Source organism: Prosthecobacter sp., from assembly GCF_044222565.1.
Taxonomy (GTDB): domain Bacteria; phylum Verrucomicrobiota; class Verrucomicrobiia; order Verrucomicrobiales; family Verrucomicrobiaceae; genus Prosthecobacter.
Genome location: NZ_JBGANA010000001.1, coordinates 62,740 through 76,119, shown reverse-complemented (window position 1 = coordinate 76,119; position 13,380 = coordinate 62,740). Strand labels below are relative to the sequence as shown.

The window sequence follows — 13,380 nt, the reverse complement described above, 5'->3', positions numbered from 1 at the left end:
CGTCATGCTCAAAGAATTCAAAGCGTTCATCCTTAAAGGCAACGTCGTCGATCTCTCCACCGGTGTGATCATCGGCGCCGCATTTGGCACCATTGTCACCGCGTTTACGAAAGGCATTATCGAGCCCGTCCTCAAGGCCATCGGCGGCAATCCCAATGTCTCTCTCGGCATTAAGATTGGCGAGTTTGTCAATGACAAGGGGGAGAAGGTTCCGAACATGCTGGACATCGGCATGATCATCAATGCGGTCATCGGCTTCCTCATCACCGCGGCGGTGATCTTCTTTATCATCGTCAAGCCGACAAACGCCCTGCTCGCCAGGATCAAGCGAGATGAGGCCGCAGGTGTTCCGACGGAGGCTCCCATCCCCGCGGACGTTGCTCTGCTCACGGAAATCCGCGATCTGCTGAAGCAGAAGCAGTAAGCGTTTACGGCGACTCCGGCTCCTCGAAGCGTTCGACGAAGCGCATCGCATGGTCGATGAATCGCAGCAGCACGTCATCCGTGGGGCCGTTACGGTTCTTGGCGAGGATCAGCATGGCCTCGCCTTTCTTCTTTTCTTCCGCCTCTTCGTCTTCCACTTCCATCTTTGCGCCCGCGTAGTCGGAGCGCGTGAGCAGTCCCACCATGTCCGCGTCCTGTTCGATGGAACCCGACTCACGCAAATCTGAAAGCACCGGGCGCTGGCCTTTGCGGGACTCCACCGCACGGTTGAGCTGGGCCAGCACAATGACCGGCACGTTCAGCTCCTTGGCCAGACCCTTGATGCCGGCGGAGATTTCCGCGATTTCGATCTGACGGTTGTCCTTCGCACGCCGGCTTTGCGAGGTGACCAGCTGAAGGTAGTCGATCATGATCATCTGAATTCCATGCTGCTTTTTGAGGCGGCGTGATTTGGCGCGCATCTCCATAATGTCCAGACCTGGTGTCTCATCGATGAAGATCTGTGCTTTCTGCAGATCACGCGTGGCCTTGGCCAGCGCATCCTGCTGCGCGCGGGAGAGCAGGCCGCGTGAGAGATCCTGCATGCTCAGACGCGCTCGTGAGACAAGAAGGCGTCGCACCAGCATCGTCGCGCTCATTTCCAGGCTGAACACCGCGCAGGGTGTGTTGCAGTCCACCGCGATATGCTCGACGACGTTCATCGCAAAGGAAGTCTTTCCCATCGAAGGACGCGCGGCGATGACGAACATTTCCCCGCCTTGCAGGCCGGAGCTCATCTGATCGAGCTTGCTGTAGCCGGTGGAAAGTCCGCGCAGCTGCCCCGGATGCTCCAGCATGTATTGGATGCTGTCGATCGCGTCCATGACGTGCGTGGAGAGGGACTTGATGCCCTCCTTCGCACCCACGGACTCACGCACAGCGAGGATGCGCTGCTCCGCGCGGTCCATCAGCGTGTCGATGTTCTCGTCCATCTGCTCTTTGCCATGCTCGTAGGAGTGATGGATGTTCAGCGAACTGGCGTGGATGAGCTCGCGCAGGATGTGCTTGTCGAGGACGATCTTCTTGTAATACGGAAAGTGGGAGGGGATCGGGACGAAGGCGAACAGCTCCGAAATCGCAGCCGCGCCGCCGACTTTGTCGAGCAGGTTCTGATCTCGCAGCGCATGTGTGAGCGTGACGGGATCCACAGGGAAGTTTTTGTCGTAAAACTCCAGCAGCTTTTCGTAAATGGTGCGGTTGGCCTCGTGGTAAAAAGCCAGCGCAGGCAGGTTCACGCGGCAGTCGCTGAGCCGTTCGTTGGGATCCTGCAGCAGACAGGACAGCACGCCCTTTTCCGCTTCATCGCTGAAGGGCAGGGCGCGGTTGAAGGAGGCCAGCAGTTCTTCGGCGGAGGGGACCTCGTTGCGTTTCTTGAAATTGTCCCGCCCTTTTGCAGGCGCGGCTCCACCATTTTTGGGTGTTTCTGCGGGTGCTTCTGGAGTGGAAATTTCGGCCATGGGGAATTTCAGCATGGCCGGATGGTGGATGACGTCAATCCCGCACTCCGTGATGATTTGGGCCCGAATTGGCGCTTTTTGGGCCAGCTGGCGAATTTCGCGTCAACGGCACCCCTCCAGATTTTTGTGTGTGAGATTTTGTTCGGACCGAAATTATACTTTTATCAAAAGCTTGATGAGAGGGAATTCACCTGAAAAAGTGAACACGTCCGGAACAACCGGGTCAAACGCCCCTCCAAATAACAACCACATATGTTACTTACAGCACTCAAACTTAAACTCGCCGCTCTCGTTGCAGTCGCCGGCATCGACACCGCCGAAATGCCAGGAGCTTCCAAGGAGTTCACCACGATTCTCGAAGGTCTCAAGGCCGACACGGACAAGGTTCAGGCCAGCCCTGGCACTTCCAACGTGGACGTGAACAAGTCCTTCAATGACGCCGTCGCCAAAGTTCGCGAGCTGGCCCAGAAGGGTGACAAGGACGCCATCTACGCCCTCGCCCATTGGGGAGTGCTCAGCGGTGCCAACATCAATGAAGTCGCCCAGCTGTTCCGCAAGGCAGCCGGTGAAGGCCAGGTGCTCGCCATGTCCGAGCTCGCTCAGGTTCTCATGCAGGCCGGCGCGCAGAATCCAGAAGCCGTGAAGGAAGCGATCGATCTGATCAAGAAGGCTGAAGCCAAGGACAACAAGGTCTCCCGCCGCATGCTGGCCCAGCTGCACCTGCAGGGTGTCACGGAAGGTGAGAAAGGCACTGTGGTGGTCGAGAAGAGCGCCGCGAAGGCCAAGGAACTCCTCGAAAAAGGCAGCAAGGCAGGAGACGGCGAAGCCACTCTCGGCCTCTATCAGCTCTACTCCGCCGGAGTGGAAGGAACCCCCCAGGATCACGCCACGGCCCTCAAGTATCTCATCCAGGCGGGTGAGCAGGGCAGCGCAGTCGCTCTCAGCACCTATGGTGCCCGTCTTCTGAACGGCGATCCTGATTCCGGCAACGGCCCCAAGCTGGTGAAGAAGGACGTCGCTGCTGCTCTCAAGATGTTTGAAAGCGCCGCCACCAAAGGCCTCGCTGCTGCCAATCGCATCCTCGGCCAGATCTATGAAAACGGCGTCGGCGTCGATGGCGCAGATGTGAAGCAGGACGTGACCAAGGCCTTCGACTACTACACCAAGGCCGCCAATGGCAACGACCCCCAGGCCCTCTTCCGCCTCGGCAATGCCTTCGAAACCGGCATCATCAAGGACCCCAAGAAGGCACGTGACGACAAGGATAACATCCTCATCCAGCCCAATCCGAAGAGCGCCCTTGACCTCTACCGCCTCGCCGCCCAGAACAATCTGGCCGAAGCCTTCTACAACGTGGGTGTGTACTATGAAACCGGCACCGTCGTGGACAAAGATCCTACCAAGGCATTTGCCTTCCTGATGAAAGCCGCCACCGCCAACATTGCCCAGGCCATGAACCGCCTCGCCGGTCTCTATGCCAACGGCACCGGAGTCACCCAGGACGTCGTGGCCGCCGCCGGCTGGTATCAGCGCGCTGCTGACATGGGCTTTGCCCCTGCGCAGATCGCTCTTGGCATCCTTTATGAGCAGGGTGCAGGCGTGCGTCAGAGCCGCCTCGTCGCATCCAACCTCTATTCCGATGCCGCCCAGCAGGGTGTGGCCCTCGCCATGCTTCGCGCCGCCAACCTCTATGCAGTGGGTGTCGAACCCGGCAAGCCCGAGTACACCCGTGCATGGGCCTTCGCCAAGCAGGCTGATGAAGTCGCCCAGAAGAGCGGCAACAAGGCTGACATCGATGTCACCACCAGCGTGCTCAGCCAGCTCGAAGCCAAGATGAGCGACGCCGAGAAGTCCGAAGCCAAGAAGGTTTTCGAAAAGCTTCCGAAGCCCAACGCTGGCGCTGCGCCTGCCGCCGCCGCTCCGGTGAACGAAGCCCCCAAGGCTGGCGACACGAAAAAGAAGGCTAAATAAGCACTTGTCAAAGTAGCGCTCTTTGCTAGTCTCCGGCTCCCCAAATCAGGGGAGCCGGTTTTTTTTAATTTCCGGGGCATTAGCTCAGTTGGTAGAGCGCCTGCATGGCATGCAGGAGGTCAGCGGTTCGAACCCGCTATGCTCCACCAAACACCGTGCCGCTTGGCTGAATGTCGCGCCAAAGCAGTCCCCGAGCTTCTTACCGCCCTTTTGGGTGCCAGTTTGATGATCCTTGGCCCGCCCTGGTGGGTGACTTTCCCACGAATCCATTGCTTGCGGCGAAAGTGAAGGAACTCAGAATGCAGTTAGACACCCGTATTTTTCCGCTCAATATCCTTGCCGTTTCATCTGGGTTTGTTAACAAACCGACCCGTAGCAGGCATTTTATATGAAGTTCACCATTAGCAAAGAATCCTTCCTGGACGCCATCAATCAGGTCCAGCACGTGGTCAGTTCGCGCACCACGCTCGCCATTCTCTCCAATGTGCTGCTCAAGGCGAAGGACGGCAGGCTTGAACTCACCACCACCGACCTCGACGTCGGCGTGACTTGTTCAGTTCCTGCCGAGGTCGATGAGCCTGGGGCCACCACGCTCCCCGCCCGCCGCCTCGCCACCATCGTGCGTGAGCTCCCCGCGCAGGAGATCGAGGTCAAGGTCGATGAGAAAAACGTCGCCTCAATCCGCAGCGGCCCCAGCTTTTTCAAAGTGCTCGGCCTCACCAGCGAGGAGTTTCCTGCGCTGCCACGTTTTGACGATGCGCGCGAGTTCCGCATCGAGCAGCAGGTCCTGCGTGACTGCCTGCGCAAGACCAGCTACGCCATCTCCACGGACGAGACCCGCTATGTGCTCAATGGCATCCTCTTTTCCTTCAAGGACAACGCCATGACCATGGTGGCCACCGATGGTCGCCGCCTCGCCATGGTGGAGCAGGAGCTTGAGTTCCCCCAGAGCCAGGAGATCGACATCATTGTGCCTACCAAGGCTGTGAACGAACTTTCCCGCCTGCTCGGAGATTCGGGAGAGGTGTCCCTCCGCGTCACAGGCTCCCAGGTCGGATTTGATCTTGGGGAGAGCCTGCTGGTCAGCAAGCTCATCGACGGCAACTACCCCAACTACCGTCAGGTCATTCCTGGCGAGTCCAAGGAGCGCATCCCGCTGGAGCGCGAGGCCTTTCTGCGTGCCATCTCCCGCGTTTCCCTCCTCGTCACCGAGAAGTCGAACTCCATCAAGTTTATCTTCACTCCGGGCAGCGTCGAGATTGTGGCCACCTCTCCAGATGTCGGCGAAGCTCGTGAAACCGTGGCCATCAACTACAAGGGCGCGTCCATCACCATCGCGTTCAATCCTGAGTTTGCGATGGCTCCTCTGCGCAATCTGAGCGCGGATGAGGTCCATCTGCATCTCATCGATGAAATCAGCCCGGGTGTGCTGCGCAGCGGCACCAACTTCCTTTACGTGCTGATGCCCATGCGTGTGAACGCCTGATCCTGTTTCTCTACCTTTCCCCTTACACACGCCATGAAACGACTCCTGCAGGCATCCTTGCTGATCGCGACCGCCACCAGTTTCACCGCTTGCTACGGCCCCAATCCGCCCCCGCCTCCCCGTGGAGGCCGTGGCCGCTCATTGGATGTCCCTCCCCGTTATGGCGTGTCTCAGGAGCAGACGCAGTATTTGAACGGCGTTAATTTGGAAAACTCCAATCCGGCCGTCGTTCAGACGCCTGATCCCAATGCTCAGGTGACTGGCGAGACCGTCACACCGCCGCCGACGACGGCAGACAATCCGGCTGCCCCGCCGCCAGTCAGCGTCACTCCTCCCGGCAGCACGCCTGCGCCTGCGAATCCTTCCACACCGCCTGCGCCTGCACCTGCGGCTGACATCCCTTATGCCACCCGCATCACCGGCAAGCCAGGCTTTGTGAAAAGCCCCTTTGATCCCAATGGCCAGGCCATTGACGTGCGTGATTTCCAGTCGGGACAGAAGGCGCGCTGCCCCTATACCGGCAAGATTTTCCGTGTGCCGTGAGCCACTGATCTGCCTGCTCCGCCTCCTGCCTTGGCAGAGGGTGGAGTGGCGGTAGGTCTGCATTCTTTGTGGCAGCATCTTGCGTCTCTGCGCAGCCGCACTGTCCCATCCCATTTCGTGTCCGTCGAACGCTCCATTGCCATCTTCAGTCCCGGCCTGCTCGGCGGTTCCCTGGTGAAAACGATCCAGCAGCGCATGCCTGGCGTGGGGGTGCGTGTCTGGGCCAGACGCAGTGAGGCCGTGGAGGAGGTCCTGCGGGTGCTCCCCGGCGTGCTCGCCAGTACGGATGTCTCCACCGTCATTCAGGGGGCGTCTCTCGCGGTGCTGTGCATGCCCATTCAGTTCATGGGAGAGATTTCCCGGCAGATCGCCGCTTGTGAACTGGCAGAGGACCTGATCATCACGGATGTGGGCAGTGTGAAGAGTTCCGTGGTGGATGAATTGGAGGGGCTTTTCCTGCCCACAAGGGCGGCCTTCCTCGGCAGCCATCCCATGGCGGGCTCCCAGCACACCGGTCTTATCCATTCTCGTGGAGACCTGTTTCACCAGGCTGCCTGCATTTTGACACCCACCTCCCACACAAAGCCGGAACATCTTGCCCGGCTGCGTTCCTTCTGGGCCAAGCTCGGCTGCCGTATTCAGGAGATGACGCCCCGGCAGCATGACCACTGCGTGGCGCGTATTTCCCATCTGCCGCACTCCATGGCGGTGCTGACCACTCTGGCCGCTCTAAGCCAGGATACCCGGGTGCTGGACAGCTCTGCAGGCGGTTTCAGGGACACCACCCGAGTCGCCAGCGGAGACCCCGGCATGTGGGCGGGCATCCTCATGCAAAACCGTACGGAGGTCATGGCGGCCCTGCAGGATGCCTCCACTGTCCTGACAGAGCTTCTTGAAATGCTCCAGACCATGGACGAAGAAGCCCTCCGCCGTTTTCTCGCCCAGGCCAAAGCCCTGCGCGACCTCCTCCCGGCGGTCTGAAGATCATGGCCAGCCTCAAGTCGAAGAAACTCAAAAGCATCCCCGCCGAAATCACCGTCCCCGGTGACAAAAGCATCTCCCACCGTTCCGCGATGTTTGCCGGACTCGCGAAGGGAACCACCATCATTGATGGCTTCCTGCCCAGCGAAGACTGCCTCTGCACCGTGCATGCCATGCAGGCCCTCGGCGCCACCATGGAGCCGTTGGAAGAGGTGGAGGGCGTGGGCCTCACCAAACTCGCCATTACCGGCAACGGCATGCAGCTCAAAGCACCGGAGAAACCCGTCGATTGCGGCAACTCCGGCACCACCATCCGCCTGCTCTCCGGCATTCTCGCCGGTCAAAATTTTAAAACCGAGCTGTTTGGAGATGCCTCTCTTTCAAAACGCCCCATGAAGCGGGTTGCCGATCCGCTGGGCCAGATGGGCGCCATGATCACGGGGCAGGGGGAAAAAATCTGCGCTCCGCTGACCATCCGCGGCGCTGCTCTGAAATCCATCTACTACAAGCTCCCGGTCGCCAGCGCCCAGGTGAAAAGCGCCATCCTGCTGGCCGGGCTTTACGCCACGGGCAAGACCACGGTGGTGGAGCCTGTGGCCACCCGCAACCACACCGAGCGCCTCTTCACCCACTTTGGCATCAAATGGCTGCGTGAAGACGACTGCGTCAGCGTCTATGGCGGCCAGGAGCCGCAGGCGAAGGACATTATGGTCCCCGGAGACATCTCCAGCGCCGCATTCTGGATGGTGGCCGCCGCCGCCTCCCCGGGTTCGCAGATCACCATTAACAATGTCGGTCTCAATCCCACCCGCACCGGGATCATCAATGTGCTGCTGCGCATGGGCGCACTGGTCACCAATTCTGAAACCCATTCCGAAGGCGAGCCCCGTGGCAACATCACCGTCCGCGGTGGCGATCTGAACGCCACCGTGATCGGCGGGGCGGAGATTCCCAATGTCATCGATGAACTGCCGATCCTCGCCGTCGCAGCCGCGCTGGCACGCGGCAAAACGCTTATTCGGGACGCCACCGAGCTGCGGGTGAAGGAGACGGACCGCATCGCCGCCGTCGCCTCCAATCTGCGCCTCATGGGCGTCACTGTCACCGAGCATCCGGACGGCATGGAGATCGAAGGCGGGGCGAAGCTGCAGGGAGCCACGCTGCCTTGCTACGGGGACCACCGCATCGCCATGGCCTTCCTGGTCGCCGGCCTTTTCGCCGAAGGTGTCACCACTCTGGAAGGTTCTGAGTGCATCTCCACCTCCTATCCTGGCTTTGAGCGTCATCTCGATCTGTTCTTGAACGGAGACGACGGCGCGCGTCCGATTCCCGTCCTCTCCGCCGTTCCGCAGCCGTTGGTGGATAAAATGAATCGTGGCAAGTCATGAGCGCGGCACATTCCGTCATCACCATCGACGGTCCCGCTGCGTCAGGTAAGAGCAGCATCGCCCGCCTCGTTGCGCAGCGCCTGGGACGCACCTACGTCAACACCGGCAACATGTACCGCGCCATGACCTGGGCCGTGCTGCAGTCGGGCGCTGATCCGCGGGATGCCGCGGCTGTGCGTGCCGCTGCTGCGGATATTGTCATTGAGTCACCCGTTATTGACGGAAAAACACAGGTTCGCATTGCTGGCCGGACGCCTGCCGACGCCGAGCTCAACAGCGATCCCGTCAACCGTGCGGTGTCATTGGTCGCGAGCATCGCTGAAGTTCGCGACCGCCTCGTGGCCGATCAGCGTGCGCTCACCGCCATTGGCCCGCTGGTCATGGAAGGGCGTGACATCGGTTCCGTGGTGTTTCCAGACAGTCCGCATAAAATCTACATCGATGCCAGCGAGGAGGTGCGGGCCAGCCGGCGCGGAGCCCAGGGCCTGAGCGATCAGATCGCCGAACGTGACCGCATTGACAAGCAGCGCAAAAACAGTCCACTGGTTGTTCCCAAAGGCGCCATCGTCATCGACAACTCTCACATCACCCTCGACCAGGCGGTTGACCAGGTGATCGCGGCGCTGCAACTGACTTAACAGCGAACGGCAATGTCATTCTTCTACTGGCTCAGTCAGCAATTCTTCCGCGAATTCGCCCGAGGGATGTTTGACTTCCGCGTGGTGGGTGCGGAGAAGCTCCGCTTTGAAGGGCCTGCCATCATCGCCAGCAACCACGTCAGCTTTCTGGACCCGCCCTTCGTCGCTTCCACCTTTGATGAAGAAATCTTCTCATTCGCGCGCAAGACGCTCTTCGATCATCCAGTGGCCGGTTTCATCCTGCGCCGGTGGAACGTGCTGGCCGTTGATCGTGAGAAAAACGACACCACCGCATTGAAGTCCACCATTCGCCTGCTCCGCGGCGGAAAAAAGGTGCTCATGTTCCCCGAAGGCACCCGCAGTCATGATGGCGCGCTGCAGTCTGCCGAGGCAGGCGTCGGACTCTTCATCGCCAAAGGAAATGCCCCCGTGCTGCCGGTACGTCTGTACGGTGCTTATGAGGCCTATCCACGTGGGGCCAGGTTTCTTCATCCTGCCAAGATCACACTCGTGGTGGGAGATCTTTGGCAGCCTGATCTCAAAAGCTATGAAGAATCTGGCAGGGAGCTGTACCAGGCGCTGGCGGACGAAGTCATGCGGCGCATCACCGAACTCAGGCCCTGACCTGAACTGCTCTGTTTGAGGAACATCCGAAGTGTCGGAATGTTGAAAAGATGATTGCTGTCGCTTGGATTTTTCCGGAGAATTCGTTATAGAACTAGCATTTTCGTTTAATCTTCGTCGTGCCATGGAACAACCCCTGCTCTGATTTCTTTCCCAAACTTCTTCTGCAAATCACTCAATGTCCAAGCTCCGGTCTTTGATCGTGAAAACAGCTCTTCCGATCAAACCCTCCACATCATCTTCCCAGCATAATGGGCAGGGGCATGAAGAGTTCAGCCCTCAGGGAGGTCCATGGCTGGTCAGGCAGTCATTTCTCCGCGCTGAAACCGTCTGGCTCTCGTCCATGCTGGGCGCTTTTTTCCCTTCCCTTCCTCGGGTGCTGGACATTCTCAATGAGGGAACTCAGACAAACGTCATGTTTGGCACCGCTCCTGGAGAGCCGGTCAGGCAGTACTGCAGCCGGGTGGGGCCCCTTCCTATCGGCATCGCCTGTGTGCTCGTCTGGCGGCTTGCCGTGGAGCTGGAGGCGCTGGAATCTTTTCTGCCGGAAGCGGTCGGGTTTGTTGACCCGTTAAGCTGCAAGGTGGGGTTGTGGCAGCAGGATTTTTTGCAGCTTTTCATTGATCGTTTTGAGACGAGGCCTCTTTCACGCTCAGAGATCGCGTCACGCGTCCTGCAGATCTGCGCCATGCTCATCAAAGGGCATCCGGCCGAGCCCATCAGCCCTGCAGTGGCGGCCAAGGTGCCCTCCACTTTGCTGACGCACCTGCGTGAATTGCAGTCGGCCGGAAGCACCAAGCTTACCCTGGGGCAGATCAAAGGAATGATGCTCATCGCCACTGCGGCTGTGACGCGTGGACTGCGCGGTTCAAACATGATGGCCCAGCTTTACGCCAATGAGCGCTGGCATCCCTTGCTGCCGGCTCCGCGTTCGGCCCCGCGCATTTATGGACGCGCCGAAGGCTCGCGCATGCCTGTCATTTCCGTCCGTCTTTCGCGTCTTCTGGCACACCGCCATCGTCTTACCGAAGTCGAAGTGCTCATGCTGCACAACCGCCTGCGCGAGCAGGCCGCCATCGTGCCCGTGCTCGGCCTGGCCCTGGATCCGGAGCACGTGCTCCTGCGCCTTCCGGGTCTGCGGGAAAGCGCCAACGACTCGAAGATGCTGGACATCCGTCTCGACAGCCTTCCTGAATTCACCGTCGCCTTGATCTCTGCCAGCGAAAGCCTCTCGCTGGGCCGTTCCCCGGTGGTCATCCGGGAGGCCGTGGAACCCGGAAAACCGTTTTCAGATCTGCGGGGAGACGTGGATGAACAGCTCAGCCGTCTCTGGCAGACTCTGCAGGATGGCACCTACAGCCTCTCCGGCTACAACATCGAGTCGGTGGAAAACCGTGAGCTGCCGGGGCAGTTCTTTTGTTACCTGGGCACGACATTTCAAAAATCCGGAAGGACCAAGGCACCGCCACCCGCAGTTGCTGACCTGGCTCCCAAGGTGGCACCCGCGCCTCGTTCTCCGTCCCAGACTCCATCTCCGTCCGCTCCGCCCCAGGCAGTCCGTGCCGCAGTGGAGAAGGCGCCTGCAAATTCGTCATCGATTTTCCCTTTCAACCACTCTCCCGATGGGCTACCGCAACACCCTATGAAGATGATCCTTATCACCGCTGGCAGCGGAGGCACTGGCAAGAGCACGATTGCCCGTCTCATCTATGAACTCGCCAATTTTGAATCCCGCGATGATGTGGCCATGTTTGACTGCGATGCTTTGGGAAACCGCGACTTCCAAAAGATCTCGCCCCAGACCATTGAAGCCATGCCCATCGACAACATCGACTCCATGCGCCGCATTGTGGAGACAGCAATGGAGGGAAAACTGGTCCTCGCAGACCTTCCGGCCAGCTGCCAGGACATTCTGGGCCGTGATCTGAATCCCGACATCATTCAAAGCCTGCGCGAAGACGACGGGCTGCACTGGCTGCCGATTCACCCCGTCACCGCCAAAGCCGCCACCTGGCCTGCCATCAAACAGTGGCGCTCCGCCATCTTCGGCGAGGCTCCCTCCATTGTCATCGTCAGTCTGAAGGACGGCCCCGTCTCCGCGGATCTGCTGGATGAAATCGTGCGGCCGCAGGATCTGGTGCTGCGCATGCCGGTCCTGGATCAAAGCCTCGCAGCCGCGCTGGATGCCTCCAACGCTACCTGGCAGGACATTCTCGACGGCCGTGTGGCGGACAGTCACCGCATGTTTGGCAATCCTCTGGTGAAGCGCCAGCTGCGCTTCAAGCGCAAGGAATGTGAGGAGGCCCTCTTCCCTCTGCTGCGCCGCATCATCAAGGATCCCAGCTCCGCGGGCTGAACACGCGCTCAATCCTCCCGGCACTTCACATCGCGCAGCTGAAGGTCCAGCGCCGTCCCGGACATCTGGATCTCCACCAAGGTCAGCGTCAATGACGCCAGCATCAGGATCAGGCTCACTCCAAACGTGACCTGGCCTCCCGCCTGCCGGCCAAAGAACAGCAGCGTCATGCTGACCACGCATAACATCAGGCTCAGCACTCCCAGCGTCTGCATGTGCTTGATGATCCGGATGCGCCTCCGCAGACTCTGAATCTGCGCCAGCAGCATCGGCTCCTGGGTTGCCTGCCAGTTCGCATGCAGCCCCCGCACCACCGCCGCCAGCCCGAGAAAACGGTTCGTAAACGCCAGCATCAGCAGCGAGATCGCCGGAAACAGCAGGGAAGGTGTGGAAAGGGGGAGGTCTGGCAGTGTCATGGGGGTCGATCGTCGAGTGAGCACACTTCGGCAAGCCCGACAGGTGGCTTGAATAACACCGGGCCGGGTGGTAGTCATGGTGTCAACATGGCGAAAAAGCTCCAGATCCTCCTCGGTCAGCTCGCTCAAATCACCGCTCAACTGCGTGAAGTACTGGGCATGGAGTTGTCACAGGTCGTCATGGACAGCGGAGTGCTGCGCTTTGAACTCGCTTACGAGGTGCTTTGGAAGACTTTGCAGGCTCATGCCACATGGCAGGGTAAGCTCGTGCAGTCACCTCGCGAGTCTTTCAAACACGGCCACCGAAGCGGGTTCATTCAGGACTGGAGCACTGCGGAGGATATGATCAGCGACCGCAACCTCCTCACTCACACTTATGATCTCGAAGCCGCCCGCCGTGTGCATGCCCGTCTGACTGACTATCTCGCATTCATTCAAAGCATTCTCGAAGCCCTGCAAAAAGAAGAGATATGACCCTTGCCGACCTCCAGCCTGAAGATCAGCGCATCTGTCGCCTTGTGCTGGATGAGGCCACCCGCAGCATGGCCGGGGAACGGGGTTTCTCCCTCTACCTCGTTGGCTCACGTGCCACTGGCGAAGCGTGGCCGCTTTCAGATTTTGATTTCGTGATCGATGCCGGCGAAGCTCTTCCGGGTCGCATCATCAATCCGCTGCGTGAAAACTTGGAGCTGCTGCCTGTAGGTCATGGCATTGACCTGGTGGACTGGCATCGGTGCTCCGACCAGTTCAGGGAGCTGGCCGGAGCGCAGAGAATAGCGTTAGCGTGCTGATCGCTTTCGCAGGACATTGATCAGGCGTTCCGAAATGGCCTTCTCCCCCAGTAAGATTAAGCAAAAGGACAAACACAGTCCAGCCGCCCACACATTAGAATTGGGGAGTAAACATAACAAAAGGAACACAATGCCAGATGCGGTTCCAAGGCAGAGCTTGACCCACTCACGTGATTTTCTGCAGGCCAATTTGGAGGCATTATGTGTTGGTTTGGCACGATGCGAAGCATTCATGCCTGATGTAAT

Annotated in this window: 13 protein-coding genes and 1 tRNA gene; 12 read left to right on the top strand and 2 right to left on the bottom strand. The window is 59.5% G+C overall.

All coding sequences use genetic code 11. From position 1 onward, the window contains the following. Window positions 1-4: 4 nt before the first annotated feature. Window positions 5-424, top strand: coding sequence for a large conductance mechanosensitive channel protein MscL (gene mscL / locus ACILSR_RS00335; protein WP_395747727.1), 420 nt, complete (start codon window positions 5-7; stop codon window positions 422-424). Between the two features lie 4 nt (window positions 425-428). Here the strand turns inward: mscL and dnaB are convergent, their stop codons facing one another. Further along, a complete protein-coding gene (gene dnaB, locus ACILSR_RS00330) occupies window positions 429-1,955 on the bottom strand; it encodes a replicative DNA helicase (protein WP_395747726.1) in 1,527 nt (508 codons plus the stop codon). Between the two features lie 237 nt (window positions 1,956-2,192). Between dnaB and ACILSR_RS00325 the strand changes: the two genes are divergently transcribed. From ACILSR_RS00325 to ACILSR_RS00285, 9 genes are all read left to right on the top strand, one after another. Continuing rightward, window positions 2,193-3,911: a tetratricopeptide repeat protein gene (locus tag ACILSR_RS00325; protein WP_395747725.1), complete on the top strand. Its 1,719-nt coding sequence runs from the start codon at window positions 2,193-2,195 to the stop codon at window positions 3,909-3,911. A gap of 73 nt (window positions 3,912-3,984) precedes the next feature. After that, a tRNA-Ala gene (locus tag ACILSR_RS00320) sits at window positions 3,985-4,060 on the top strand. Window positions 4,061-4,299: 239 nt separating this feature from the next. Then, window positions 4,300-5,397 carry a DNA polymerase III subunit beta gene (dnaN, locus tag ACILSR_RS00315; protein WP_395747724.1) on the top strand — a complete coding sequence of 366 codons (1,098 nt, stop codon included), beginning with the start codon at window positions 4,300-4,302 and terminating at the stop codon, window positions 5,395-5,397. Window positions 5,398-5,430: 33 nt separating this feature from the next. Continuing rightward, window positions 5,431-5,940 carry a hypothetical protein gene (locus tag ACILSR_RS00310; RefSeq protein ID WP_395747723.1) on the top strand — a complete coding sequence of 170 codons (510 nt, stop codon included), beginning with the start codon at window positions 5,431-5,433 and terminating at the stop codon, window positions 5,938-5,940. A gap of 117 nt (window positions 5,941-6,057) precedes the next feature. After that, entirely contained in the window at window positions 6,058-6,921 is an 864-nt protein-coding gene (locus tag ACILSR_RS00305; protein ID WP_395747722.1) for a prephenate dehydrogenase, read from the top strand. 5 nt (window positions 6,922-6,926) lie between these two features. Beyond that, window positions 6,927-8,309: a 3-phosphoshikimate 1-carboxyvinyltransferase gene (gene aroA / locus ACILSR_RS00300; protein ID WP_395747721.1), complete on the top strand. Its 1,383-nt coding sequence runs from the start codon at window positions 6,927-6,929 to the stop codon at window positions 8,307-8,309. After that, a complete protein-coding gene (cmk, locus tag ACILSR_RS00295) occupies window positions 8,306-8,947 on the top strand; it encodes a (d)CMP kinase (protein ID WP_395747720.1) in 642 nt (213 codons plus the stop codon). The genes aroA and cmk overlap by 4 nt, the downstream gene beginning before the upstream one ends. A gap of 12 nt (window positions 8,948-8,959) precedes the next feature. Continuing rightward, window positions 8,960-9,571 (top strand): lysophospholipid acyltransferase family protein, encoded by a 612-nt coding sequence (locus ACILSR_RS00290; RefSeq protein WP_395747719.1) that lies wholly within the window; start codon window positions 8,960-8,962, stop codon window positions 9,569-9,571. 202 nt (window positions 9,572-9,773) lie between these two features. Next, window positions 9,774-11,927: a hypothetical protein gene (locus ACILSR_RS00285; protein WP_395747718.1), complete on the top strand. Its 2,154-nt coding sequence runs from the start codon at window positions 9,774-9,776 to the stop codon at window positions 11,925-11,927. A gap of 8 nt (window positions 11,928-11,935) precedes the next feature. Here the strand turns inward: ACILSR_RS00285 and ACILSR_RS00280 are convergent, their stop codons facing one another. After that, window positions 11,936-12,343 carry a DUF2721 domain-containing protein gene (locus ACILSR_RS00280; RefSeq protein WP_395747717.1) on the bottom strand — a complete coding sequence of 136 codons (408 nt, stop codon included), beginning with the start codon at window positions 12,341-12,343 and terminating at the stop codon, window positions 11,936-11,938. 87 nt (window positions 12,344-12,430) lie between these two features. Between ACILSR_RS00280 and ACILSR_RS00275 the strand changes: the two genes are divergently transcribed. Both ACILSR_RS00275 and ACILSR_RS00270 read left to right on the top strand, forming a co-directional pair. Continuing rightward, the gene (locus ACILSR_RS00275) at window positions 12,431-12,817 is read left to right on the top strand and encodes an HI0074 family nucleotidyltransferase substrate-binding subunit (protein ID WP_395747716.1); all 387 of its coding nucleotides are present in this window, start codon (window positions 12,431-12,433) and stop codon (window positions 12,815-12,817) included. Then, window positions 12,814-13,134 (top strand): nucleotidyltransferase family protein, encoded by a 321-nt coding sequence (locus tag ACILSR_RS00270; RefSeq protein ID WP_395747715.1) that lies wholly within the window; start codon window positions 12,814-12,816, stop codon window positions 13,132-13,134. The genes ACILSR_RS00275 and ACILSR_RS00270 overlap by 4 nt, the downstream gene beginning before the upstream one ends. Window positions 13,135-13,380: the final 246 nt, after the last annotated feature.